This window comes from Lysinibacillus sp. TE18511 (assembly GCF_054062295.1).
Map to the genome: position 1 here is coordinate 47,841 of NZ_JBSSFD010000012.1, position 25,957 is coordinate 73,797.

28 protein-coding genes and 1 other annotated feature are annotated in these 25,957 nt (G+C 36.5%); of the genes, 9 read left to right on the plus strand and 19 right to left on the minus strand.

Going from position 1 to position 25,957, the window contains the following annotated elements:
• Positions 1 to 57 precede the first annotated feature (57 nt).
• Positions 58 to 1,008: an LCP family protein gene (locus ACVWXS_RS11395; protein WP_456958282.1), complete on the minus strand. Its 951-nt coding sequence runs from the start codon at positions 1,006 to 1,008 to the stop codon at positions 58 to 60.
• Positions 1,009 to 1,186: 178 nt separating this feature from the next.
• Here ACVWXS_RS11395 and msrA point away from each other — a divergent pair, with 178 nt between their 5' ends.
• Together msrA and ACVWXS_RS11405 are read left to right on the plus strand one after the other, a co-directional pair.
• Complete coding sequence (gene msrA / locus ACVWXS_RS11400) at positions 1,187 to 1,723, plus strand: peptide-methionine (S)-S-oxide reductase MsrA (protein ID WP_456958283.1); 537 nt, start codon at positions 1,187 to 1,189, stop codon at positions 1,721 to 1,723.
• An 819-nt stretch (positions 1,724 to 2,542) separates the two neighbouring features.
• Positions 2,543 to 2,890, plus strand: coding sequence for a VOC family protein (locus tag ACVWXS_RS11405; RefSeq protein WP_368634750.1), 348 nt, complete (start codon positions 2,543 to 2,545; stop codon positions 2,888 to 2,890).
• A gap of 75 nt (positions 2,891 to 2,965) precedes the next feature.
• On the opposite strand, the gene recQ is transcribed toward ACVWXS_RS11405, so the two are convergent.
• From recQ to argS, 4 genes are all read right to left on the minus strand, one after another.
• On the minus strand, positions 2,966 to 4,735 hold the full coding sequence (gene recQ, locus ACVWXS_RS11410) for a DNA helicase RecQ (protein WP_456958284.1): 1,770 nt from the start codon (positions 4,733 to 4,735) through the stop codon (positions 2,966 to 2,968).
• 8 nt (positions 4,736 to 4,743) lie between these two features.
• Positions 4,744 to 5,871, minus strand: coding sequence for a TcaA NTF2-like domain-containing protein (locus ACVWXS_RS11415; RefSeq protein ID WP_456958285.1), 1,128 nt, complete (start codon positions 5,869 to 5,871; stop codon positions 4,744 to 4,746).
• A 377-nt stretch (positions 5,872 to 6,248) separates the two neighbouring features.
• On the minus strand, positions 6,249 to 7,427 hold the full coding sequence (locus ACVWXS_RS11420) for an MFS transporter (RefSeq protein ID WP_456958286.1): 1,179 nt from the start codon (positions 7,425 to 7,427) through the stop codon (positions 6,249 to 6,251).
• 169 nt (positions 7,428 to 7,596) lie between these two features.
• Complete coding sequence (argS, locus tag ACVWXS_RS11425) at positions 7,597 to 9,270, minus strand: arginine--tRNA ligase (RefSeq protein ID WP_456958287.1); 1,674 nt, start codon at positions 9,268 to 9,270, stop codon at positions 7,597 to 7,599.
• 182 nt (positions 9,271 to 9,452) lie between these two features.
• Positions 9,453 to 9,672, minus strand: a binding site (T-box leader).
• Between the two features lie 237 nt (positions 9,673 to 9,909).
• On the opposite strand from argS, the gene ACVWXS_RS11430 reads away from it, so the two are divergent.
• Positions 9,910 to 10,380 carry a hypothetical protein gene (locus tag ACVWXS_RS11430; RefSeq protein ID WP_456958288.1) on the plus strand — a complete coding sequence of 157 codons (471 nt, stop codon included), beginning with the start codon at positions 9,910 to 9,912 and terminating at the stop codon, positions 10,378 to 10,380.
• A gap of 166 nt (positions 10,381 to 10,546) precedes the next feature.
• On the opposite strand, the gene ACVWXS_RS11435 is transcribed toward ACVWXS_RS11430, so the two are convergent.
• Positions 10,547 to 11,401: an excalibur calcium-binding domain-containing protein gene (locus tag ACVWXS_RS11435; protein ID WP_456958289.1), complete on the minus strand. Its 855-nt coding sequence runs from the start codon at positions 11,399 to 11,401 to the stop codon at positions 10,547 to 10,549.
• Positions 11,402 to 12,087: 686 nt separating this feature from the next.
• The gene (locus ACVWXS_RS11440) at positions 12,088 to 12,771 is read right to left on the minus strand and encodes an SH3 domain-containing protein (RefSeq protein ID WP_456958290.1); all 684 of its coding nucleotides are present in this window, start codon (positions 12,769 to 12,771) and stop codon (positions 12,088 to 12,090) included.
• A gap of 655 nt (positions 12,772 to 13,426) precedes the next feature.
• On the opposite strand from ACVWXS_RS11440, the gene ACVWXS_RS11445 reads away from it, so the two are divergent.
• Positions 13,427 to 13,633, plus strand: a complete 207-nt coding sequence (locus ACVWXS_RS11445) for a DUF3923 family protein (RefSeq protein ID WP_402987223.1) — start codon at positions 13,427 to 13,429, stop codon at positions 13,631 to 13,633.
• A 321-nt stretch (positions 13,634 to 13,954) separates the two neighbouring features.
• Here the strand turns inward: ACVWXS_RS11445 and ACVWXS_RS11450 are convergent, their stop codons facing one another.
• Entirely contained in the window at positions 13,955 to 14,182 is a 228-nt protein-coding gene (locus tag ACVWXS_RS11450) for a hypothetical protein (RefSeq protein WP_456958291.1), read from the minus strand.
• A gap of 308 nt (positions 14,183 to 14,490) precedes the next feature.
• Here ACVWXS_RS11450 and ACVWXS_RS11455 point away from each other — a divergent pair, with 308 nt between their 5' ends.
• The gene (locus ACVWXS_RS11455) at positions 14,491 to 16,095 is read left to right on the plus strand and encodes an ABC-F family ATP-binding cassette domain-containing protein (RefSeq protein WP_068984202.1); all 1,605 of its coding nucleotides are present in this window, start codon (positions 14,491 to 14,493) and stop codon (positions 16,093 to 16,095) included.
• Positions 16,096 to 16,248: 153 nt separating this feature from the next.
• Here ACVWXS_RS11455 and ACVWXS_RS11460 read toward each other — a convergent pair whose 3' ends face one another.
• Both ACVWXS_RS11460 and ACVWXS_RS11465 read right to left on the minus strand, forming a co-directional pair.
• Complete coding sequence (locus ACVWXS_RS11460) at positions 16,249 to 16,983, minus strand: SDR family NAD(P)-dependent oxidoreductase (protein ID WP_456958292.1); 735 nt, start codon at positions 16,981 to 16,983, stop codon at positions 16,249 to 16,251.
• 53 nt (positions 16,984 to 17,036) lie between these two features.
• Complete coding sequence (locus ACVWXS_RS11465) at positions 17,037 to 17,252, minus strand: hypothetical protein (RefSeq protein WP_456958293.1); 216 nt, start codon at positions 17,250 to 17,252, stop codon at positions 17,037 to 17,039.
• 174 nt (positions 17,253 to 17,426) lie between these two features.
• Between ACVWXS_RS11465 and ACVWXS_RS11470 the strand changes: the two genes are divergently transcribed.
• Positions 17,427 to 17,759, plus strand: coding sequence for a hypothetical protein (locus tag ACVWXS_RS11470; protein WP_456958294.1), 333 nt, complete (start codon positions 17,427 to 17,429; stop codon positions 17,757 to 17,759).
• A 65-nt stretch (positions 17,760 to 17,824) separates the two neighbouring features.
• Here the strand turns inward: ACVWXS_RS11470 and ACVWXS_RS11475 are convergent, their stop codons facing one another.
• The 5 genes from ACVWXS_RS11475 to ACVWXS_RS11495 all read right to left on the minus strand — a co-directional run bounded on the left by ACVWXS_RS11475 (position 17,825) and on the right by ACVWXS_RS11495 (position 21,418).
• Positions 17,825 to 18,349: an N-acetyltransferase family protein gene (locus tag ACVWXS_RS11475; protein ID WP_456958295.1), complete on the minus strand. Its 525-nt coding sequence runs from the start codon at positions 18,347 to 18,349 to the stop codon at positions 17,825 to 17,827.
• Positions 18,350 to 18,451: 102 nt separating this feature from the next.
• Positions 18,452 to 18,979 carry a DUF3916 domain-containing protein gene (locus tag ACVWXS_RS11480; RefSeq protein ID WP_456958296.1) on the minus strand — a complete coding sequence of 176 codons (528 nt, stop codon included), beginning with the start codon at positions 18,977 to 18,979 and terminating at the stop codon, positions 18,452 to 18,454.
• 51 nt (positions 18,980 to 19,030) lie between these two features.
• Entirely contained in the window at positions 19,031 to 20,275 is a 1,245-nt protein-coding gene (gene fabF, locus ACVWXS_RS11485) for a beta-ketoacyl-ACP synthase II (protein ID WP_423491661.1), read from the minus strand.
• Between the two features lie 31 nt (positions 20,276 to 20,306).
• Positions 20,307 to 20,864 (minus strand): TetR/AcrR family transcriptional regulator, encoded by a 558-nt coding sequence (locus ACVWXS_RS11490; RefSeq protein WP_456958297.1) that lies wholly within the window; start codon positions 20,862 to 20,864, stop codon positions 20,307 to 20,309.
• An 83-nt stretch (positions 20,865 to 20,947) separates the two neighbouring features.
• Positions 20,948 to 21,418, minus strand: coding sequence for a DinB family protein (locus tag ACVWXS_RS11495; RefSeq protein ID WP_456958298.1), 471 nt, complete (start codon positions 21,416 to 21,418; stop codon positions 20,948 to 20,950).
• 274 nt (positions 21,419 to 21,692) lie between these two features.
• On the opposite strand from ACVWXS_RS11495, the gene ACVWXS_RS11500 reads away from it, so the two are divergent.
• The 3 genes from ACVWXS_RS11500 to ACVWXS_RS11510 are packed head-to-tail and all read left to right on the plus strand — an operon-like array spanning position 21,693 to position 24,278.
• Positions 21,693 to 22,688, plus strand: a complete 996-nt coding sequence (locus ACVWXS_RS11500) for a S66 family peptidase (RefSeq protein ID WP_456958299.1) — start codon at positions 21,693 to 21,695, stop codon at positions 22,686 to 22,688.
• A gap of 60 nt (positions 22,689 to 22,748) precedes the next feature.
• The gene (locus ACVWXS_RS11505; protein WP_456958300.1) at positions 22,749 to 23,411 is read left to right on the plus strand and encodes a hypothetical protein; all 663 of its coding nucleotides are present in this window, start codon (positions 22,749 to 22,751) and stop codon (positions 23,409 to 23,411) included.
• 60 nt (positions 23,412 to 23,471) lie between these two features.
• On the plus strand, positions 23,472 to 24,278 hold the full coding sequence (locus ACVWXS_RS11510) for a S1C family serine protease (protein ID WP_456958301.1): 807 nt from the start codon (positions 23,472 to 23,474) through the stop codon (positions 24,276 to 24,278).
• A 66-nt stretch (positions 24,279 to 24,344) separates the two neighbouring features.
• Here the strand turns inward: ACVWXS_RS11510 and ACVWXS_RS11515 are convergent, their stop codons facing one another.
• The 4 genes from ACVWXS_RS11515 to ACVWXS_RS11530 all read right to left on the minus strand — a co-directional run bounded on the left by ACVWXS_RS11515 (position 24,345) and on the right by ACVWXS_RS11530 (position 25,851).
• Positions 24,345 to 24,842, minus strand: coding sequence for a YkvA family protein (locus ACVWXS_RS11515; RefSeq protein WP_456958302.1), 498 nt, complete (start codon positions 24,840 to 24,842; stop codon positions 24,345 to 24,347).
• A 20-nt stretch (positions 24,843 to 24,862) separates the two neighbouring features.
• Positions 24,863 to 24,988 (minus strand): hypothetical protein, encoded by a 126-nt coding sequence (locus tag ACVWXS_RS11520; protein ID WP_368634726.1) that lies wholly within the window; start codon positions 24,986 to 24,988, stop codon positions 24,863 to 24,865.
• Between the two features lie 155 nt (positions 24,989 to 25,143).
• Positions 25,144 to 25,344, minus strand: coding sequence for a cold-shock protein (locus ACVWXS_RS11525; RefSeq protein WP_049665398.1), 201 nt, complete (start codon positions 25,342 to 25,344; stop codon positions 25,144 to 25,146).
• A 219-nt stretch (positions 25,345 to 25,563) separates the two neighbouring features.
• The gene (locus ACVWXS_RS11530; protein WP_456958303.1) at positions 25,564 to 25,851 is read right to left on the minus strand and encodes a DUF1033 family protein; all 288 of its coding nucleotides are present in this window, start codon (positions 25,849 to 25,851) and stop codon (positions 25,564 to 25,566) included.
• Positions 25,852 to 25,957 lie beyond the last annotated feature (106 nt).

Sequence of the window (25,957 nt, forward strand, 5' to 3'; positions counted from 1 at the left end):
CCCCAATACAAATCCTATACCTTTATTTTACAAGAAAATGTTAGCTTTGGCGAAACATCACTCCAAAGAAATACCTAAAAATTTACGTAAAAATTCTTTGTTTTTCTCTACATCAATAACGATTGAATCACCAGCATGACTAAAGTATTCGTAACTAAAACTACCTTCAATTGGAATCGTTGCTTTTTCTATGTTGATTTTACCTTTAGACACCATTTTAAGCACTTGTTGAACCTCTTCTTTAGATGAAAGGTCCGTTGTTATATAGCCTTGTGCTGCACCAACGAATTTTGGTAAATTCACGATATTTTGAGGCGCTAATATTTCATTCTTTAAGGCTTCGATCACTTTTTGCTGACGTGCGACACGACCAAAATCGCCTTCAGCATCGTGGCGGAATCGGGCATAACCAAGTAACTCTTGACCATTTAAGTTTTGCTCACCTTGCTTTAATGAAACACCAATTTTTTCAGACATATCCTTCTCTACATCGATTTTCACTCCATTTGGCGCTAAAATATCGACAAGTGATTCAAAATTTTTAAAATCGACAATAGCATAATGATGAATCGGAAGACCAAACATATTGCTAATCGTATCCTTTAATAATTGAACACCACCTAGATAGTAAGCCGTGTTTAGCTTATAGGATTGGTAACCAGGGATATCCGCATAAATATCTCGCATAAATGATACGAGTTTGACATCATTTGTTTTCTTGTTCCAAGACAATACCATCATTGTATCTGTTCGTGATTTCTCTTCACCACGTGTATCGATTCCTAATAATAAATAGTTTTCAATATCGCCTTTTACTGTGTCGCCGCTGAAATCCTCCTGAGCTACCTTTGTATCGCTTGCTAATTCTAGCCCATCTCGATATTGCTTAACAGCATAGCCCACGCCGACAATGACACAGAGTAATAACAATGTGAACAATACTCTCCCTTTTCGCAATCGACGTTTTTTGGGACGTTGCGAGCGTCTTGTATAATCTTGCTCTTCCATAACTAGTAACTCCTCTATTTTTTATAGTTAATGTAACGATTCATCGTAAGGAAAGTTTCATTTTAAACGTTGCTGCGCCTATCATCAACTACCTATTCGTTATTTTACACCTAAAATGCCAATAACGAGCAAAATAATGCTATAATTTCTTCAAAACAGAGTAGAAAGGATGATCAATATGATTGAAAAAGCGACGTTTGCTGGTGGCTGTTTTTGGTGTATGGTTAAGCCATTTGTTGAATGGGATGGCATACATAAGGTTACTTCTGGCTACATGGGTGGCCATTTAAAAAATCCTACTTATGAGGATGTCAAAAAAGGTACTTCTGGCCATTTAGAAGTAGTCGAAATCGAATTCGATCCTAGCGTTTTTAGTTATGAGCAGCTTCTTGATATTTACTGGATGCAAATCGACCCAACGGATGCCTATGGTCAATTCCATGACCGTGGTGAATCATACACGACGGCCATCTTCACTTATTCAGAAGAGCAAAAGCGCATTGCCGAATTATCCAAGGAAAAACTAGCAAAAAGTGGTCGCTATATTAAACCTATTGTAACCACAATTCGCGATGCCAAACAGTTTTATCCTGCGGAAGATTATCATCAGGACTATTATAAAAAAGAGTCGGAGCATTATGAGAAAGATCGTGCGCTGTCAGGTCGAGATCAGTTCATCACTGAGCATTGGGAGAAAAAAGCGTTTTCTGATTAATTTATCTCTTTGAATCGAAAAATTTAAATGACGTGTATAAAAGATAATAAAAGGTCTATACTATTAAAGATTTCACTTCAAATCCAATGACAAGGAGGGTTAACCCGATGAGTGGGGCTGACCGGTAACTCAGAAGGACCATCAATACTGAATGAAGCTAAAGCACAGTTGTCTTAAAATTTAAGATCAATGCGGAAGCGAGGCAGTGTGTCATGGAGCACTATAAGTAAGTGAGAATCAGGCCCGGGATTTATTCCCGGGTTTTTATTTTTTCGATATTGTAGCTTTGATTTATTTGAGGTAATTTTTCCAATAAATATTAAGTAAAATTGTACTTCAACTCCCATGAAAGAACTTAATCATCTTTCATTTTCTGTGGTGAAGTGCTGATTTTTGCATTTCATGGATGGCTAACGGTATAGTTGAAGAATAAACGGTCTATACTATTAAAGATTTCACTTCCAAATCCAATGACAAGGAGGGTTAACCCGATGAGTGGGGCTGACCGGTAACTCAGAAGGACCATCAAAGCTGAATGAAGCTAAAGCACAGTTTTCTTAAAAAATTTTAAGATTCAATGCGGAAGCGAGGCAGTGTGTCATGGAGCACTATAAGTAAGTGAGAATCAGGCCCGGGATATAATTCCCGGGTTTTTTATTTTTGTTTCCATACTTTAGCTTTGTACAAAATCATACTTTTTTACGGTGATTTTTTTATTTATGTTGAAATTGTACTTAGTCTAACGGAGCTGTATAGTTGAAAAAGGAACTTATCTTTTAATCGAAAATCAAATTTAAAGACAGACAGGAGTTAGATACGATGATAAAAGGTTTCGGAGGAATATTTTGGAGAACTAAAAATCTTGATGTTATCAAAAAATGGTACAGCGAAGTGTTGAAGATTGAAATAGAAAATTGGAATGGGGCTGTGATTAAACCCCAATCAGGAAATGAGACGATCTTTTCTTTCTTTACCGAAGATGACGGCTATTTTCCAACAGAACAACAAGTGATGTTAAATTTCCAAGTACATGATATTAACGAGACGATTAAGCATCTTGAACATATTGGTGTACCTCTTGAAAAAAAAGAAGAGATTAGTGAATATGGAAAGTTTATTTGGATTAAAGATCCTGAAGGTCGATTGATCGAACTTTGGGAGAAATAGCGAGTTTTAATACTTTACGAATATAAAGGAAGTGCCTAATTTTTTGAATTAAGCACTTCCTTTTTTCCTATATTATTAAGTTGTTTTCAAAAAAGACTGAAGGGCATCAAAGAAACGCTTGCCGTATTTTTCGAATTTTACTTCACCAATCCCACTAACATGTCGTAACCCTTCAAGCTCCATTGGCTTTTTGTCGCATAGTTCACGTAATGTTTTATCAGAGAACACAACAAATGGTGGTACCTGTTCTTCATCCGCAATCTCTTTACGCAATACTCGTAAATGCTCAAATAACGGGTCATTGTCTGCGAGTTTACGCACAGTAACCGCTTCTTTTCGCATAACCGTTCGATTACCCATTAGCACCTCTTTGCCTTCCTCAGGTACATAAATAGTTGGAAACGTGCCATGCTTAACAGCCAGTAACCCTTCAGCGATTAAAAATTCTATAAAGCTTGAGACATCCTTCGAGGAGTATTGGCCTTTTAAAATGCCATAGGTAGACAGCCTTGCAAAACCAAATTCAGTCATTTTTTGATTTTTGGAGCCAATTAGCACTTGAGCCACCATCGTCTTGCCGAATTTTTGCCCCATCCTTACGACACAGGCTAACACCTTTTGTGCATCTACTGTCACATCTTTGACTTCCCGTCCATCATTACAATTACTACAACGACTACAAGGCACCCCTGCTTCTTCGCCAAAATACGTTAAGATCGCATTTTGTAAACAGCCTTCTGTATGACAATAGTCAACCATCGTTTGTAGCTTTGCTAGTTCCTGCGTAATGCGAGCTTCATCCTGCGTCTGTTCAATTAAAAAGCGTTGTGTTTGGACATCCCCTGATGCATACAGCAAAATACAGGCACTTGGTAAGCCATCACGTCCTGCACGCCCCGCTTCCTGATAATAGCTCTCCATATTGCGCGGCATTTGATAATGAATGACAAAGCGTACATTACTCTTATCAATCCCCATTCCAAATGCATTGGTTGCTACCATAATACGTGCCTCATCTTTTAAAAAGCGCTCCTGCTCTGACGTACGCATGTCCTCTGGTAGTCCCGCATGGTATTTAGCAACAGATTCGCCCAAACGACTTAAAAGCTCATAGATGGCGTCGACTGCTTTTCGAGTCGCTGCATAAATAATGCCCGCTTCATTTTTATTTTTCACTAAATAATCTTTAATGTAACGTTCTTTATTTTCACCAATTAACACAGAGAATGCTAAATTATCGCGCGAAAAACCGGTAATCACAGTTGATTGCTCGTCAATATCTAATAATTGTCTAATATCGTCACAAACAGCTGGTGTAGCTGTTGCTGTAAGTGCTAAGACAGTTGGCTTTTGCGGCCACAAAGTAAATAATTTTTGGATTGCTCGGTAACTTGGTCTAAAATCATGCCCCCACTGGGATATACAGTGAGCTTCATCTACAGCAATCAATGGAACAGATAAATTCGCTAATACTTGTAAAAATGTTGCACTTTCTAATCGCTCTGGCGCTATATAAAGTAGCTTTAAATAACCTGCACTCGCAAGCTGCATCGTTTCATTCACTTCTTGCACGGTTAAGGTACTATTTATATACGCGGCTGGGATATTTGCAGCACGTAATGCTTCTACCTGATCTTGCATAAGAGAAATTAAGGGGGATATGACGACTGTGAGTCCATCTAGCATCAGTGCCGGAATTTGATAGCAAATTGATTTACCTCCGCCAGTTGGCATCACACAAAGACTTGATTGACCTCGTAATGTTTGTTCGATAATTGGTGCCTGTCCATTGCGAAATGAATCATAGCCAAAATGATGTTGTAGCATTTGTCTTGCTTGCTCCATCCAACTTTTCACTCCTCAGTTGTTAGACGAATAAGCTGATACTCGCCCTGTTCATTTTTATTTATTTCATATACCATCATAGAATTCGCAAGTGCTTCTTGACCAGCAGCATTCGTTAGTACATATTCCGTTTTTGCACGAACTACAATATTTTGTCCATCCATTTTGATGTTTTTAATCGTCGTATTGGAAAATTGAATTTTCGCGTGTTTGGATTCATAATACGCAACCATATTATTCAGTGTGCTTTGTAACTCATCTGTACCTGCGAAAGGTTTCATTACACTAGCATCATGAATCTCAACAGCTGCTTGTAAATGCTTATGAAATGTATCTATAAATAGTTTTACTTCATCGCTATTATAAGCAAAAATGTTCTTTCCATATCGATCAATAGCTTGCTGGACGGCTTCTTTGTCACCCTGTTCTATATATGGATATAAATTTTTTGACTGAGATAACCGATCTCTTGTCTTCATACCTTCTTCAATCCATTCATCTAAAAACGGCTCAATATCTTTAAATGGCAGTATGTACGGCTGTGAAACATCGTTTTGCTGGCGTTTAAAATAGATGCCTACAATTTCACCACTCTCCGCTTCTAGAACAGGGCTCCCTAAAGGTATGTTTTGTTCTGCATCTATATAATAAGCTGCTTTTCTGTCACTATATTTTTTAATGACGTGCGGTAAACTATCGACAAAAACAGCTAATTGATTTAATTCCCCGTTATAAACAGTTGGCACCTTTACCGATGCTTTGTAGGTAACTTCTAAAATGGCGATATTATATGCTGTAGACATATAGTGCACATTGGCTTCCACAAGCTTATTATTATTAAATTGGACGAGAGCAGCTGGCTTTGAAGCTACGAGCGCACCATTTGTCACAATATAAAGCTTCGCGTCCTCTTTTTTTACAATAATGCCTGCACCGATTCCATTCTCTCCAACTATTTTTACTTCTGGTACAATTTTTTCTTCTTTCTTCATAATAACTTTTTCCGATTTTACCTCGGCCTTTTTAGTATGAAACATTTCTGCCAATGAATCATTTTCACAGCCTGTTAATAGTAAAGCTGTTGCTCCAAGAATGAGCATCTTTTTCCGCATACGTTCACCAAAACTTTCTATCAATTATGCCTCGGCATGATTCGGCTTTGTACTTAGGCCTGCTGGATGCAGGTCAGTTAGCCATTATTAACACTATTCCAAATTCGTGACATCCGCCGGAGGCTATAACTTCTTTTAACGGATGTTTGGACAAGCACTAAAAGAAGTTAACCATCTTTCTTCTCTATCATAAACAAGGTTTTTATACGTTTCAAGTTTACATAATAATATTATTAGTTTAGACATGTTGTGATAATACTACTCATCCCTTTTATTCAATTCGTTATACCTATAAAAAACGATTCTTTTCTAGCTTTGCTATGAAAAATGACTTATAAATCGCGTTTGTAATATTATTTATAAAAAAAAGACATGCGCGTAAATTCTCGCATGCCTCAAAATTATTTTTTCTTTAGCATAATTGTAGTAGCTACTATGCCAAGCATTAACAGCATAAATATGGCATAGGTAAAAGTATGATTACCCGTCACATCATAGCAATAGCCGATTAGTATAGGAATGATGGCACTTATCATAAAGCCTCCGGAAAGCACCATTGATGACCAGCTATTGGCCTCCTCATCATTTTTTGCCTCGTCCAATGGTAACAATAGACCAATTGGAAATAAGCCACTTAAAACGATCCCTATTATTAATACGGCAATCCACAACATAGCACCTGAACTTAACCATAGTAGTGCAAAGCCGAAAATACCTAGGATTCCTAAAGAGAAAAGCCAACCCATTCGATTCGCCCACTTCTCCATTAGTATAGGGACAGAGATATTTCCAATCATTTGAACGATTGACATAAATGTTAGCATAAAACTTGCAGCAACAAGTGAATAGTCCTTATCCTGTATCATCGGTACTAACCAAGACATCATTGAGAAAAACAACGATGTTTGTAAACCAAAATAAATTAAAATAGTCCAAGCACGAACATTTTTCCATGGATTTCGCGCATCATTTTCACTCAATACATCTGTTTCTGATAACTCATCCTGGTCTTTTTGTATTGTCAGTAACCAAATGACAAGAGCGATCATTGCTAGTACTGCCCAACTGCCGAGCGCCATTGTCCAGCTCTCATGAAAACGATTATAAAATGTTACTGTTAGTGCTGCACTTAATGTTGCCCCTGTTCCTATTCCAAATGAATAAATACCTACAACTGTTGTAAAACGGGTCGGGAATTTCTTTTTTATATAGGCATTTAACATTGGACCAATTAGCGCAATGGCAAACCCTGCAGCAAAGCTTGTGACCACAAGTAGTCCATAGCTTTCTTTAAAAAAGCGTAGCCCATTTGCTAATGCGATGATGATTAGTAGTAGCGTGATTGCTGTTTTTGTTCCGAGTTTCCTTTGTAAGGGTACTGCGAATGGTGCAAAGAGTCCCATACAAAACACCGGAATAGACGTTAAAAAGCTCATTTTTGTATTGGATACATGGAGTGACTCCAAAAGTACATTAAATAGTGGTCCAATTCCTGTGACTGCTGGCCGCATATTGAGTGCAACGAAAAAAATACTGACAATCACAAGTAGCGCGGAAACACGCCATTGCTTTTTCTTCATACTTTCTATAAACCTTCTCTCTATATATTTCGAAAAATCCCACTAAAGTCTAACATTCTGATAAGACCTTAAATTTCACACTATTTCCTTGTACCATTTTTTCTAGTTGCGGTCAATTTCATATCAATAAATGACTGAAAATGCATCTACAACGATGATATAGAAGCGCCTACATATTTTTAGGCGCTTCAATTCCTAACAATGCTAACGATTCTTTTAAAACAACAGATACACATTGACAAAATGCTAATCGTGAACTTCTTTGGTTGTCATCGACCAATACTTTATTTTGCGCATAATATTTATTAAATAGACGCGCTAATTGTAGGGCATATTTAGCAATTTGTGATGGATCTGCTTGCTCAAAAGCGTTGGTAATTACATTGGGAAACTGTTCTAGTAATAAAATGACTGGCCATGCTTGCTCACCTAATGTTTCACAAGATACTTCGTTACCGTTGTCTTCTGCTTTTTCTAATAGAGATGAAATACGTGCATAAGTATATTGTATATATGGCCCTGTTTCTCCCTCAAAATTCATCATGTGCTCAATGGAAAACTCAATATCGTGTAGACGATCATTTTTTAAATCGTTAAAAATGACCGCTCCAACACCGACCTGATGTGCGATGCTATCTTTCTCCTCAAGCATTGGATTTTTTTCATCGATATTTCGCTTCGCTGTAGCAATCGCTTCCTTCAGTACATCTGCTAATAAAACAATCTTGCCTTTACGCGTCGACATTTTTTTCCCCTCTTGCAGAATCATCCCGAAAGGAACATGCTGTAAGTCTTTTGCCCAATTGTACCCCATCTTTTCAATAACCTTAAATAATTGGGTAAAGTGAAGAGATTGTTCATTCCCTACAACATAAAATATTTTTTTAGGGTCATATTGTTTTTGTCGATAAAAAGCTGCTGCTAAATCACGGGTAGCATAAAGCGTAGCACCGTCTGCTTTAGTTATTAAGCATGGCGGCATATTGTCTAATTCAACGACATACGCACCATCCGATTTCACTAGCAATTGTTTTTCTTCCAGCTCTTTCACAACAGCAGCCATTTTATCATTGTAAAAAGCTTCCCCATCGAATGAATCAAAGTCAATGCCAAGCAGTTGATAAATGGTCTTGAATTCTACAAGTGATGCATCTCTAAACCATTGCCAAAGAGCTAATGTCTCTTCATCCCCATTCTCTAATGCTTTAAATGCGGCACGAGCCTGTTCATTAAGTGCATCATCTTTCTCCGCTTCTTCATGAAACTGCACATATATTTTTAATAATTCCTTTATGGGAGCAGCTTCAATTTTTTGTCGATTTCCCCATTTTTTATAGGCCACAATTAATTTTCCAAACTGTGTTCCCCAGTCCCCTAAATGATTAATACGAATTGCTTTATAGCCATTTTTCTCGGCAATGTTTGCTAAAGCATTTCCGATTACTGTAGAACGTAAATGGCCCATTGAAAAAGGCTTCGCTATATTAGGGGAAGAAAAATCAAAAACTACATTTCCTTTTGGTTCCTGTTGGGTTCCATATAAATTTTTTTCTTTTACTATTTGACTAAGCACCTGTTTTGTAATCATCGGCTGATGGTAAAAAATATTGACGTAAGCACCTACTACTTGAACATCTTGCACTATTTCACAACGTATATTGTTTTTAAGTTCGGAAGCGATACTGTGAGGCGATTTCCCTAATTTCTTAGCTAGTATAAAGCATGGAAATGCCACATCCCCTAAGTCCAATTTTTTCGGTTTCTCCAGTAAATGTTGAATTTCATTGACAGACAGCTCGTTCTTTAATGCCTCAGCAATGCTTTTCGCGATTTGTGTATGCATGTTTTTTTCTCCTCCCAATATATAATCAATTTTGCCTTGGCGTAATAACGTCCGGAGGCATTATCATCATTCAGTAGCGGGTTGGAAACTAACTGAAAAGGAATCACATCCCCTTTTCATTTCTTACCTTTAGAGATAAGCGTTTTCTGCTGAATGAAGATAAAAAAAGCCCTCGTCTCTAAAATAGAGACGAGAGCATAGTTATCCCGTGGTACCACTCTAGTTGCCATATTATATGACCACTTTCCGTTGTTAACGAGGTGACTCCCCGGTATTCTCTACTACTCATTCGAGAACCTTCTCCAAAGTGCGTTTCATTTATGGTTCCTGCTTTAGGCTCACACCGTCCCTAATTCGCTTTCCAGTCCCACCATAAACTACTCTCTTTTTCATCGAATTTAACAGTAATTTTGAAATATTTTACATGCTCGACTTTCTAAAGTCAATGGTTTATTCAGAATTATTATTTTATTTTTTAATAACTGATAGTTTATAGATAATAAAATAAAACCCGAACTATTTGTAAGTCGTCTAATAGACCTCGACTTCCTTAAGAATGGTTATGGCATAAGTTCCATAAATATGTAGATTGTATTGTAACTTAGTATTAACGAGTTCGTCATATTTATTAGGGGGGATGTGCATGAAGAAATTTTTTTATATTTAGTAGTTCTTTTTGGACTTACAATATCGGGGTGTTCAAATACTAATGAAATGTCAGTAGGAAAGCCTCCAAAAGCCTATATTGAAATTGATAATAAAAAATTTGAAACTACGCTCGGTACTTATTGTTGGCAAGGGAATGGTAAAATTGAATGCGTAGATACTGCTGGACCAGTTGAACTATTAGAGGGTAAAAAGTCTATAAAAGTTGAATCTGGTGAAAATATAACTTTTGTGATGGACTATGAATCAAAACCGAATAAATGTCATGTTGTACAAATGAGTAATAACAAGAAAACTGAAGTCATGGTTAAAGACAATCATTTTACCGCACCTACACAACCTGGAGTTTATTATTATTCATATGGCGTATGGTGGATGGATGATAAGGAAGAGAATTTATCTCATGGCGACGCTTTCTATGCCTTCATTTTAGAAGTAGATTAGCTATTCCATTAAAGGGCGAGATATTTTAATCAAACTTTACTTTAAACCAACAATTTTCAAAGCAAAGTTAAAAAATTTCACATAAGAAAAACGCGAGAAATCAACATTTCTAAAATTGATATCTCGCGCTTTTTAAGGTTTTGGCTATTTATGTCCCAGTTTCTTTCTATCTTTCACAAGCCCATCCATCTCCATCACGATCATGCTTTTTTTCATAAGCTGGGTGATCGCTACCTACTCCATTTGGATGATCCTTACGAAGTTCTGTACAATTTTTATATTTTGACTTACTTCCGTTTGAAGGTGTTGATGAGCCACTTGATCCATTACTAGTTTTAGCCGATGGATTTTTAGAAGTTAAATGTGAATCTATTACATAACCTCCGTACAGTGGCGTTGTTACAAATGACCAACCAGCAATTGTAGAATGAACTAAAACTTCTTCGTTTTTCGAAAGTTCTCCGATATTATCTCCAGAAGGACTAGCGATATTTCTAACAACAAGACCTTGTGTTACTACATATTTTGTTGTTGGTTTAGATTCACTCATAAAACTTGTAGTTGCATAGCCAATGACATTACCGTATTGTACCAATGACCATCCGTTTCCAACAGAACCGAAGTCTTTCACAACCATTTTATGTTGTAGAGTCGCAACTGTTTTTCCGTTCAATGATGGTGTTTGTTTCACTACCAAACCACTTTTAGAACTAGCTATCTGAATACCGTACAGAGCATCATCAAGTGCAATATCAGCTATATAGCCATCTACTATTTTCCCATCTCTATTTAGATAGGATATACGTGAAAATGTACCATTATGTCCCTTGCTGATTTGTGTTACAAGCGTTCCTTCTGTCACAGTTCCTAATACTTTTGAGGATGCATCGGGTTTTTCATATACTTCTATAGATGAACTTGTAATAACTTTAACTTCTTTAAATGAGCTCGCATCAGCTACCTCAAAATTGAATGCTAAAAGTAACATAACGAATAATGCTGCGATTGTTTTCAGTTTCATTGTTTCCTCCTACTATTTATGTCTAGTATATTTTTTGCTATCTTTCTTTTTGTGTCTGTTTGAAAATAATGTAAGAATACTTATCATAATAACTATACGTATTTCGAAATGAAGTAACTCAGCTATTTGTCACAAGCCAATCCATTTACCATTACAGTCAGACTTTGTTAAAATTCCCCTCCTTCAAATTCATTATACATAAATAGTTTCCAAAATTGGTTGATTCAGTAACATTTTACAAGAAACTAGGACAAATCATTAATTTTACGATACACGTTCATTCAATAATGTTTATCGATGTAGGAACATATTTCATGATGTTCTATCGAGTTAACGTAGAATTGGATTAGAAAAGTGCTGTCATCTAGCTATATCGAGGATTTTCGGGTGCTTGAATAGCAAAGTCTTGCAAGAACTAATCGGGGCAAGTTTTGTAGGTATGAGTGAGAAGTGAACTTTTTAATAGTCGTCACAACAAAAAAACTAGGTACTCATCTATTATGAGCGCCTAGTTCATTTACACAATGATATTGGGACCTCCCCCAATCAAAAAAAGCTACCGAATTATAGGTAACTAATTTTTTTCTATCACAAACCCATCCACACCACGATCGTGCTTTTTTCATATCCTTCCAAATGTATAATATTCACATTCAGAAGGTTTAGATTTTGATAAACTTCTTGATTCATCTTTCAGAAGTTAATTGTGAAGCATCAACATATCCCTCATAAGCCAAAGATGTTATATATGACCAACCAGCAATAGTAGAATGAACGGAAACTTTATCGTATTTAAAAAGTTCTCCAACTCTAGCTCCAGAAGTACTAGCGATATTTCTAACAACAAGCCCGCTTTTTGATACATATTTAGTTATTGGCTTAGAATCACTCATAAATTTTGTAGAAGCATAACCAATAACATTACCATATTGTACATATGACCATCCATCTCCTACAGAGCCAAAGTCATTCACTACCATATTATGTTGAAGTGTCGCAACTGTTTTTCCGTCCAAAGATGGTGTTTCTTTAACGACTAAACCACCTTTAGAACTAGCTACCTTAATATCGTGCCGGGCATCACTAAGGTAGTAACTAAGAATATAGCCTTCAATAATTTTCCCATCCTCATCTAGGCAGATTACCCGAGAATAGAAAGTATTATGCCAATCACTAATAAATGTTACAAATGTTCCTAGTGTTACAGTTCCTAATACATTAGATTTCGCATCAGGTTTTTCATATACCTCAACTGGTGATGAAGTATTTTCAACAATTTTAACTTTTTTAAATGTGCTCGCATCAGCTACTTCAAATTTGAAAGCTAAAAGTAACATAACGAATAATGCTGCGATTGTTTTCAGTTTCATTTTATCCTCCAAATATTTAGGTCTCTTTAAAATTTTTATTATCATTCTTTTTCGTCTGTTTGATAATATTGTAGAAATACTTATCATAATAACTATATGTATTTCGAAATAAAGTGACTCCCCTATTTCTCACAAGCTACTCCACTCACCATTACAGTCAGACTATTTGTAAAATTCCCCCTCCTTCAAAATTATTACACAAATAGTTCAGAATTGGTAAAATTTAATTAAATATACACAAAAAGAAAGATTATATTAGGGCTGTATTTCATTCACATTCTTATATTTAAGATTAAGGAACAGATAACTACTATTGGTTGTCTGTTTTTTGCATTTATCTTTGTAATGATAAGGAAATCAGTCTTAAGGCTGAGTGGTAGCACCGACTCTAGTTCGTTGCCAATAAAAAGAAGGAGAATTATAATTAAACCATAAAAGGAAAAAAAAGAAAAAACACTGCGATTCGTCATCAAAAGTCGAAGGTGATATTTGTTTAAGCGTATAAATTTTAGAATGCGCGGTGATTTCGTTCCTGGTTTCTCCAAAGTGATTACTGGAAGCCCCTAGAAAGTGCCCCGCTGGAACGGAAATCAACTCTAATTTATGGTGATAAACCAAATACAATTATAGAAAGAGGATGTTTATTATTAAAATCATGTGGTGGGCTATAAATATTGTGTGGCTAATTATTTTTGCTGTTGGAGCAATATTTATAGGAGTAAGGGAAGTTGATGCTGCAGGAGTAGTTCAAACGCCAGAAATTAAAATGATATCATTTGCTATTTTGGGTATTGTATTTATAGTTGTTGTACTGTTTCAACTGATTTTTCTTTTTTTTGTTAGAAAAAGTACAACGCAATAATTCAACAAAAAGACAATTTTGACTCAGCGTTGCTCTTACTAGTTTTTCTAAGTCACTTCAATAAGTGGCTTTTTTATATGCACTAATGTACTGCCCGGATTGCATGACATGGACACAATCACAGAAACAATAATATTTGCTGACTTAGGAGCAATGCCTAAACAGCTCCAACTGTTTGATGCTACGCTAACAAATTAAGGCGAAACATTACTTGCTATATGTGCATCTGTTAAAGGAACGAAAACCCTTTTAATTCATACTCGATCTTTCAATACATAATAAAAAGCCACACCTGATTTGGATGTGACTAAATACATTGGATTAATCAAATGTTAAAACATCTTTTTCTACTACTACCTTATAAACATCTTTCGTACTAATTAAAATCGTTTTATAATTTTCTGTCTCTGTAAATGAATACCAGGCCATCTCATTGAATCTATTCGACATTTCTTCTGTAAATGTTTCTTGTTCAATATTCGTCTTGATTTTATAATCTTCTTCACGACCTTCGTCAAAGTAAAACTTCATTGTATATTCATACTCCATTAGTCAACACCTCCATTCACCTACACGATAGTATAAATGGAATGTACTGTAATTATACAAAGAGACTACCGATTCAGTAGCACACATAGTAGCGTACATGCTTTGTAAGGTGCTTTTTTATTACATTACATTGATGATACCTTTTCAGTGTATTGAATCGTAGGCATAATATTATCGTGGTTTATCTTGGTGTAATTCGTACTGTAAATAATTTATATAACGTCAAACGTTGATTTAATAATGTTTATAGACTATGGAACATATTTCATGATATACTAGGTGCATTGTGAAAAAAAGGAGGAACTTGCATGATTCAAGTAAGTAATGTAGGTCTTCGCTATGGCGATCGTAAACTATTTGAAGACGTAAATATAAAATTCACACCGGGAAATTGCTACGGTTTAATCGGAGCAAATGGTGCTGGTAAATCAACATTTTTAAAAATTCTTTCTGGTGAAATTGAAGCACAAGAAGGTCACGTATCAATGGGTAAGGACGAACGTTTATCAGTCCTTAAACAAAACCACTTTGAATACGATGAATACAATGTATTAGATACAGTTGTTATGGGGAACAAACGTCTTTGGGAAGTAAAAGCTGAAAAAGACGCTATCTATGCAAAAGAAGACTTTTCTGATGAGGATGGCATGCGTGCTGCTGAATTAGAGGGTGAATTCGCTGACCTAAATGGTTGGGAAGCTGACTCAGAAGCAGCAACATTATTAAACGGGTTAGGGATTGGCGACGAGCTTCACTATATGCTAATGGCTGACCTTGAAGGTTCTGACAAAGTCAAAGTATTATTAGCACAAGCTCTATTTGGTAAACCAGACGTTCTATTACTAGATGAGCCTACCAACCACCTTGACTTAAAAGCAATTCAATGGTTAGAAGAATTCTTAATTAACTTTGAAAATACGGTTATTGTCGTATCCCATGACCGTCACTTCTTAAATAAAGTATGTACGCATATCGCGGATTTAGACTTCTCTAAAATCCAATTATATGTTGGTAACTATGACTTCTGGTATGAGTCTAGCCAATTAGCACAAAAAATGATGGCAGACCAAAACAAGAAGAAAGAAGAAAAGATTAAAGAGCTACAAGCATTCGTTGCACGTTTCTCTGCGAACGCTTCGAAATCAAGCCAAGCGACTTCTCGTAAGAAAATGTTGGATAAAATCGAGCTTGACGACATTAAACCTTCTAGCCGTAAATATCCATTCATCAACTTCCAAACTGGACGTGAGATCGGTAACGATGTGTTAACAGTGGAAGGTCTTACAGCAAGTAATGAAGGCGAAACACTATTTAAAGATATTCGCTTTTCAATGAACAAAGAAGATAAAATCATTTTACTTGGTAATCCAATGGCCAAAACGGCTCTTCTTGATATTTTAATGGATGAAAGAAAAGCAGATGCTGGTACGTTCAAATGGGGCGTAACAACTTCTCAAAGTTACTTTGAAAATGATCACGATAAATACTTCGAAGGTTCAGAGAAATCATTAGTTGAATGGTTACGCCAATACTCTCCTGATGATGAAACAGAAAGCTTCTTACGCGGCTTCTTAGGTCGTATGCTATTCTCTGGTGAGGAAGTAAAGAAATCCCCTTCTGTACTATCAGGGGGAGAAAAAGTACGTTGTATGTTATCTAAAATGATGCTTGCCACAGCAAACGTTGTTTTACTAGATGAACCAACGAACCACCTTGACCTTGAATCTATTCAAGCACTAAACGAAGGACTTATGCGCTTCAAAGGTGCGATGCTCTTCACATCTCATGACCATCAGTTCATCCAAACAATTGCGAACCGTGTCATCGAAATCCGTGAAGACGGCACAATTTTAGATAAACTATTAACTTATGATGAGTTCTTAGAGTGGAAAGATAGCCAAGGCTTAAACTAATGTACAAAACAGGGTTCTCCTATTCAAAAAGGAGAACCCTGTTATTTTATGAAGTAAATGAATCATTTTGAACTATGAATGATTGTATTTGAGTAACTAGTACCTTCAATCTTTTAATCACTACTTCCCCGCTTCCATAGATTGTCATCCTTCCTACATATATAATCCGCCATCTACCGCAAGCACTTGCCCTGTAATATAACTTGCTTCTTTACTTGCTAAAAAAGCAACGGCAGCAGCTATTTCACTTGGTTGCCCCATACGATTAATCGGCTGATTGCTAATTTCGTAATTGACACCTTTTGTGATGCCTGTTTCAGTAGCCCCTGGTGCAACAGAATTACATGTGATATGAAGGGCCCCTATTTCTTTTGCAACCCATTTGGTTAACGCAATGATGCCACCTTTTGATGCTGCATAGGCTGGGCCCGATCTTCCCACTGTTTCGCCCCCAGAAATTGCACCGCCATTCATACCTGAAATAGAGCTAATATTGATAATTCGTCCATATTTTTGTTCTTTCATATGCGGATACACTACTTTTTGAATAAATAAAAAGGTACTCTGTAAATTTGTCGAAATATCGCGTGTCCATTCTTCGAGTGTCATTGTTTCCAATGAACTTCTACCGCACGTTCCTGCATTATTTACTAAAATATCAATTTTGCCAAAATGCTTGATTGTATTCGTAATGACCTCATCGATAAAGGCTTCACTATTGATATCACCATTATGTTCAAAGAAATCACCTGTAAGCTGCTGAATCGTTTCTGTACATGGATTTTTATCTACTAGAATTGTACATATATTTCTTTCTGATAGAGCGATAGCAATTGCCTGTCCAATACCACTTGCAGCCCCTGTAATGATTGCCACTTCTTTTTCCATTTGTTTCACCTCTTAATATTTACTTAAAAGCAGGATCGTTTGTCATTAATAATCTATGACTTTGTCGATGTCATCGCTACTTTTTCTGGAACATCTACCATCTGTTCATGTTCATGTACTTTCTCAACAGGTTCTTCATATTGTGTGATTCTACGTGTATCAGGTGAAAATACGGCAAGTAGCAGTGATAGAAGGAGTCCCGCGATCATTAATGTACCGAATAAATAAGGTGATGCCCCATATTCTGTTGCTAAAGATGTCCATAGCATAGGTCCGAAACCGACTATAGCCGCAGCGACTTGATAGCCAAAGGATAGCCCCGTATATCGTACATTCGCTGGAAATAATTCAGAGAAAAACGTACCTTGAGTCGCGAAAATATAACGACACTACCAGCAAATCTTTGCTTCAAGGAAAAGGTGATTGCATTAATTGAGGCACAAATGAAGTATTTAAAAGAGGATTTAGGAATGGATTTAATGCGTTCCGTTTACAAAAGTGGCTTAATTGAAAACGAAGAAAATTTCTTTACCCATTCCGAACGCAAACTCTATAAAATCCTGCACACATTTATACAAAAAGCTATTGATGATAGTGAATTATCCGTACAAACAGACGTTCAGCAAACTGCTATTTATATTTCTCGTTGTATGCGAGGTTCTTTATACGACTGGCTAGTTTTTGGAAAGGATTTCGATTTATTGCAAGAAAGTAAAGGCTTTATTTCAATATTTTTAGATGGCCTGTTATTAAAAAAAGAGAATCTCCATGTTTAATTGATTGTTATATTCCCCTCCGTATATAGGGGAATATAACAAAATCAATAAATTACAAAGCCCTCTTATTCTAGTTTTTCTAACACCTTATCCATATCATTCCACACATAAACAAATTCTTCTAATACTTTCCCACCAATAGTAATTTGCACTGTTTTAACATATTCCGCTCCATAATATTCATAGAAATTACGTGTTTTATTTTCTGCCAATACTTCTACAAATATGGACTGATACCCTTTCTGTTTAAAATACATAAATAACTCTTTCAATAAAAGTTTTCCAATCCCTTTGCCTTGATATTCTTCTAATAGATAAATGGACGTTAAATCGCTTGAATATGGTACAACATTTGATTCTCTAGTCGAGGCATCAGCAAAGCCAACTATTTCTCCAAATTCATTTTCTACTACTAGCATGTGATTATCTTTTTTTGAAATATTCCTTTTCGCTAGTTCTGTTCTCTGTTCATATGAAAGATTATTTAAGAAATGATCCGGAATAATATCCTTATACGTCGTTCTCCAACTATCAACATGGACTTTACCAATACCTTGTGCATCTTGAATTGTAGCTTCTCTTATGTTCACCTTCATCACTCCACTAATGTAATCAGCACCACTAGTATTACAGTGATGCTGATTCTAATTATATTCAACAAATAGATTCCTCATAATGGAAGAATATTTTCTTTAATTACTGATATTCCATTGATGTAATTCACCGATAAACCATAATTCCCCTTCATAACGGTAGTCGTCTACATCCGATATGATTTCTTGAAATCCTAAAACATTCAAATTACTAGGAATTTTAATGTCCCACTCATTAAAAAGATTTCTCTCCTCTGAAAGAAGATGCCATTTTTGATATTGATCATTTCTCTGAAAGAAATTTTTAAAATATTGATCATTATTAAATATAATTATTTGAGAATTCCACATTTCTGGTAAAGTAACTGCCACTACTACCCGATAGTTCCCTTCATCATTCGGCTTGTTTTGCATCAAACGTTGAGCACTTTCTAAAAGTGTTTGAATGCAAAACTTTTTCACTTTAAAAGGTGTTTTACTAGACTTTATAAACGTATAGGCAATTGGCAAGTGTAAATGCCAATAATCATGATAAAACTCTTCTGGAAACTCCAAGGTGTAGTCTCCTATCCGTTTCACCATTGTGTTAATTTTTCTTTTTACGCCTCGAATTTTTTTCTCTCGCAATTCACTGTACCTCATTCAAACTATTACTGACAGCTAAGTTTTAAAGCCGCTTCATTCCTCATTTTCACTAAACTTTTTAAAGGCTAAAACAGCATTATGTCCTCCAAAGCCAAATCCATTGGATAGTGCTACATTGATATTCTTGTGAATGGCATGGTTGGGCACATAATCTAAATCACATGCTGGATCTGGCGTGTCATAATTGATGGTTGGTGGCGCGATATTTTCCTTCACACTTTTAAGAGTGATGACAGCTTCTACGCCACCAGCTGCCCCAAAGAGATGGCCAGTCATGGATTTAGTAGAACTTACCTTTATCTTGTAAGCATGTTCGCCAAATACGCTTTTGATTGCATTTGTTTCAGATTTATCTCCCTCAGGTGTACTTGTGCCATGGGCATTAATATAATCGACATCCGTTACATCGATATTGCCCATTTTTAATGCCAGTCTCATGGCATTCGCTGCACCAGTATAATCTGGAGAAGTAATATGATAGGCATCTGTCGTCGATCCATAGCCTACAATTTCTCCAAGTATGTTAGCACCACGTTTTTTCGCATGCTCATATTCCTCTAATAACAGAACCCCTGCCCCTTCAGACATTACAAAGCCATCCCGACTGCTATCGAATGGTCGACTAGCTTTTGCAGGCGCATCATTTTGCGTAGACATCGCCTTCATTCGAGAGAATCCTGCAAAGCTAAGAGGATTAATTGGCGCTTCAGCTCCTCCAGCTAAAATGCCGTCAGAATACCCATGTCTAATATTTAAAAAGGCTTCACCTATAGCCTGGTTGCCTGTTGCACAAGCTGAAACGGGTGAAAAGCTTGGCCCTTTAAAGCCAGTCTTTATGGCGATGATCCCTGAAGCCATATTACTAATCATCATCGGAACCATAAATGGCGAAACCTTTCGTGGTCCATTGTCCGTCATGGCAGTATGATTATCTAAAATCGTTTGAATGCCGCCAATGCCTGAACCAATATAAACACCAAATCGCTCTTTATCAACACGATTCATATCTAAATTTGCTTGTTCTAAAGCCTGCTGAGAGGCTGCTACAGCGTATTGGACGAACAAATCATATTTTCCTAATTCCTTTTTATCTAAATAGTGTTGTGCCTGAAAATCTGAAATAGTACCTGCAATTTGGGTATTAATGTGCTCGAATCCTTCTGCATTAATTTTTTGAATACCTGACTTTCCCACTTTAATATTGTCCCACATCGCTTGAACTGTATTTCCTAATGGGGAAACCACTCCATATCCTGTTACAACTACTCTTCTTACCATTCACAACACTCCTTCAAAGTTTTGATACTCACTATTTCAATTGTTCCTTCAATTCTTCTAACAGCTTTGAAAAGAACTCTTCTCCTAAGACTCGCTTGTACTGTAGCCCACCTTTTGTACTGGAAATCAGTAGTACGGCAAGCCCCTTCAAATCATCAGTAGTTTGTAATGCCCCTTCTTGTTTTGCTTCATGTAGTAAATCCACTACTAAATTCACTTCCATTTGACTAAGCTGTTGAATTTTTTCCTGTATTTGTTCGGGTAAATAATTATAGTCTGCCTGCAATGCAGAAATCGGACAAACATCGTTTAGTTCGATAAACCTCACCCTTTGTAAAATAAATGCGAAAGGCTTTTCTTTAGGATCGGTAGATGAATGTTTAATAGCTGAATAAGCTTCCTCCAGTCCTTGTTGAATCCTTTCGCAAACGGCAAACCCTAAATCTCCCTTCTTTTCAAAATGATAATGAATACTAGCTTTGGTAACGCCAAGTTCTTTTGCTAAATCATCATAGCTAAATGATGAGAAGCCTTTTTCTTGGATTTTTTTTAAGGATAATTCTATGATTTGAGATTTTCTATTTGTCATGGCACCATACTAACTTACTAGTAGGTAAGTGTCAAATAAAAAAAGGCAACAGATCGAAATAATTCTATCTGCCGCCTACTCTGTTATTGCATTTCCTTCGTTGGTCCCAATACGCCAGGTACTGGCAAGCCCGCTTGACGTAGGAGCACTATCATCTGTCCACGATGATGTGTTTGATGATCGACTAGTACACGTAATAATGCACCTCTAGCTATTGGTCCAGTAAAGCCCTTTACTTCTTCTACTAAGTCTTCATTTGAAAACTTTGCTGCTTCCTCTTTCACACTATTTGCTACTTTTTCGTAGGCAGCTACAATTTCAGCAGCTGTAGATGGAATTGGATCTTCTTGACGAGTCATAGGCACCTGTAAACCAGCTAAGTAACTAAAATAACCTGCTGCTCCAACTAAATGCCAGCCTAACCAACCTAATGTACTGTGGCCTTCCACGATGCTTTGCTCTAGCTTGTCATCCGTTACAGCTTTTAATACTTGAATCGTACCTTGTGCTGCGGCTGACCATTCATTAATAAAATCATCTACTTGTCGATACATGTAAACGCCCCCATTTTCATAAAAATTCTTCTCTATCATATTAAATAATAAACACGCTTACAAGTTTCAAACCTCGAGTTGACATAATATAATTATGTTGATTTCTATTATAACAATGCTTTCCAGTTACTTTTTACCGCTCTTTACAAAAGTTCAAGTCTACGATCACAAAATTGTAAAATCATGTATAATAGTTTTGTCTTATTAGCAATTATGCCTCTGCATAATTGCGTCCGGAATCGGCAGAAATAAGTTTAAAAGAAAGAGGTAGTTTATGTTTTCCCCATTAACTAAAGGCGATATCATTGGTATTTATTCGCCTTCCAAACCAGCTACAGCTATTGCTAAGGCTCGCTATGAACGCGGTAAGGCGCGTCTGCAAGCGCTTGGCTTTACATTAAAAGAAGGTTCTTTAACTGGAAAAGAAGATTTTTATCGCTCCGGTACGCCAAAGGAACGAGCAGAAGAGCTTAATGCCCTACTGCGTGATCCCCACATCAAAATGATTTTACCAACTATGGGTGGTACAAACGCCAATAGTATGCTCCCTTATTTAGATTACGAAGCCTTTCAGCACAACCCCAAAATACTTGTTGGCTTGTCTGATGTAACTGCCATACTTCTAGCGATGTATGCAAAGACTGGTATTCCCGTCTTTTATGGACCTTCTGTAGCTTCTACCCTTGGTGAATTTCCACCATTTGTCCATTATACAGAGCAATATTTTAAAGATTTGTTTTTACGTTCATTATCGATTCCTTATGACATACCAATCCCACCAATATGGACAGATGACCGAGTAAATTGGTTAGAAAGAACGACTGAAAAAACACAGCATCCTAACTCATGGATTACCGTCCAACCCGGTATAGCGGAAGGTCGTTTAATAGGTGGAAATATTAATACAATGTACGGCTTTATTGGCACACCTTATTTCCCTCAAATTAAAGAAGGAGATATTTTACTTCTAGAAGATACATCTAAGACTATTGCTGTTGTTGAGAAAAACTTTGCCATGCTAAAACTACACGGCATTTTTGACAAAGCTTCTGCAATTATCTTAGGTAAGCATGAACAATATGATGATTTAGGTTCCGGAAGAAAGCCTTATGATGTATTGCTAGAGCAGCTAGATGGACGTAGAATTCCTATTATCGCTGATGTTGATTGCTGCCACACGCATCCCCTTCATGCCATGCCCATCGGCTTACGAGTTCGCGTCGATTCAACTAATAAACAGATTACCTTTCTAGAAAACTGGTTTTCATAACATTCGTATAACTTATGGACTTCGCGTATAATGATAGAAAATAGCTGAAGGAGTTTGCATATGAGACTTAATGTAGTCGTACTTTCTCTTGCAGTATTACTCTTTGGTTGTAGTGAAGAAAATCGAACAGAGCATGAGGATCAGCCTAAACATAACGTGGGAGACAAAACACCTGAAGTCAAACAGCCTGTTGAACAACAAACTAACAAAAAAGCCGAACTCGCATCCTTTTTCCCACCAGATGGTTCAACAGCCCTTTTTCAAGGTGAAGGGAATGAATTTGCTAGTTTCACACTTCAAACAACTTACATCGGTGCAAATCATATCGCACAAGTGGAAGATAACGGCGGTGTCACACTTTTAAAGGTGTACCGGATTACGGATCTAGCGATTGAGCTTGTCTATAAAGAAGCTGTAGACGCTAACCCCACCCTCCCTACAGCACAAGAAGCTGCTTCCTTTCCAGTACTCGAAACAATTTTGCAAAAACCTTTAACAGTAGGAAATAACTTTAATGGTTGGACAATTCAATCGACTACGGCTTCTATCACTACTGGAACAACTGTCTATCATGATGTTATTCAGCTAACACACTCCGAAGATACACTAGCAACAACGAAATATTTTGTAAAAAACATTGGCCTTATTCGTACAGAGGACACGATGGTGACAAATACCGAGGAAGCATTTGTCCTAACTTCGACCTTACAAAAAATCGAATAAAATATAATTCACAGGCGTCCTGCTTGGGCGTCTTTCATTTTGAGTAAGGAGGTAGTTTTCATGAATGATATACATAAATCAAAAACTGACGATGAATTGACGGAAGAAGAATTCATTGAGCTAGTCCTCGCTGAACAACAAAACGCGTTAGCAGAAGAACAAGAAGAACGTCAGCAAGGTAAAAAGCCAAAGAAGCAAAAACCGATTGTAAAATGGATAGTCTGGAGTATGGCATTTGTGTTGTTTTTGAATACATTTGCACTTATCTTTCAAATTTACTCCATCCCAGCTATTGAATTTTTAAAGGTGTCTGCACGGCTATCAGCACAAGAAGATATACAAACATATAAAAAGGCTGTTGTAGAGATCTTTACAGGCTCTAGTAAAGGCACTGGTTTTGCCATTTCACCTGATGGTCTTATCGTAACGAATGCACACGTTGTTGAGGATGCTCAAAAATTATTAGTCATTTTTCCTGAGGAGGGATTAATGGAAGCTGAGTTACTACAAAGCTTCCCAGATGTTGATTTAGCGTTATTGCAAGTATCTGGTGATGAGCTACCAACCCTTCCACTTGCAGAAGATCCTAACTATGGTAACAATGAGCATGTCTATTTCATTGGCAATCCACTAGCTTTTACAGGCATTGCTAATGAAGGAACTTTACTTGAATCAACATATCTTAAAGATTGGCAGGAACCTGTTATGATGATGGAGGCCCCTGTTTATCGAGGAAATAGTGGGAGCCCTGTCATAAATGCTGATGGTGAGGTGATCGGAATCGTCTTTGCAACGATAGAAAAGGATCCATATGGTCGTGTGGGCTTATTTGTTCCTGTTGAAGTGTTACAGCGTAAATTAAAATAACAGTTTAAAGCTGCTTGTCCTCTATTAAAAAAGACAAGCAGCTTTATTATAGTTTACATAATAAAATTATTCGAGATCTTTACTTTCGTGTTTTATAAATCGTGCTAAAACTGATTTTACCGGGATTTTACTAGTAACCTCATCACTTACTTCAGCAATTTTTTGAAGGACGTTTAGAAGTTTGTCGTCTCCAGTCCAGTGCTTTTCAATAACGTCTGGTCCTAATTTATTCATCACGGTATTAACAACAAAGGTTGCAATAACAAGATCATCTAAATATCCGCCAAATCCAAGTAACCCTTCTGGTAAAAAATCCACTGGCATGACAAAGTATGCTATTGAAGCACCTATTAAGGCACGACTTTTCTTATCAATTTTAGGATCTGTAAGAGTTTTTACTAATAAGTGGAATAAATCGGGCACAAACATTAAATATTGTGTGAATTTACTTTTTTTCCCGGATTTTGATGTGAGATAAGAAACTAATTTAGCACGTAGCTTTTTATAAAAATCTTGCTGCTCCTGTTCACTAGGAATTTGTGTTGATGTATTCAATCTATTCATCCTCCTTCACTTCCTTGATTCTACATCAAATGTTGCGGAAAGGCACAATTCGAGGCTTGCTCAAACGTTCCTGTGACTCCTTTTCCCTCTAACGTTCTATCCATTTGTTCGATGATTCTATCCGTCCCTTTTGTTTCTACGAGCATAATGCAAGCTTCCTAAAAGTCCAGAATGACATCTTTATACTTTTAACCAAAATTAGAGATTTCTAACCCTTTAACATTCAAAGAATGCAAAAAAAAGACATCCTAATTACATAGGATGTCTTTAAATTAACGAAAGTAATTTTAATTACTGAGAATTAAAGTTTAGTTACGTTAGCAGCTTGTGGTCCGCGGTTGCCATCTACAACTTCGAATTCCACTTTTTGACCTTCGTCAAGAGTTTTGAAACCTTCTCCTCCGATAGCTGAGAAGTGTACGAATACGTCGTTTTCACCTTCAACTTCGATGAATCCAAAACCTTTTTCTGAGTTAAACCATTTTACTGTACCTTGTTTCATTTAAGAAAACCTCCAAAAAATAAAAGTGAACAATATGTAATTTCTTCAGCGATTGAAAAAAATTCACATATTACAAAGAGTACCGAACTAACGCGATCACTTTTTGTAATATGTGAATTCATGTTTCCGGTGAAGCAATTAAATTGTTAACCTAAGTATAACCATCATTCATAATTTTGTCAAATAAAGAAAATTGTTTTTTTAATTAATTTCGAAATTTTATTTCAATTCCTCAGATTTCGTTGCAATAATACCATGATATATTTGTACATCATCATCACAGGCTTCGCAAAAAACACTTTCTTCCTCTGACCAGAAGGCCCAAAATCCCCCATCTTTAGTTGCCTCATTGTCATAGTTTAATCGGAAATGTTGCAACTTTCTTTGTAATGCCAATTCAAATTGCTCTCCCGTTTCAAACGTTTCATTTGTTTGGATAAAAGTCTCCCAGCCTTCGAATTTCCACCAAGGCTCATAATCAGCTTTCATGTAAATAATTGTATACATATTTGCCACATTCCCTGCTGTAATAAGATATTTTCATTTTAGCAAAGACATCTGAAATGTCTATTAAAACCCCCTGAAATATGCTATTATTGCCTTATTATTCATT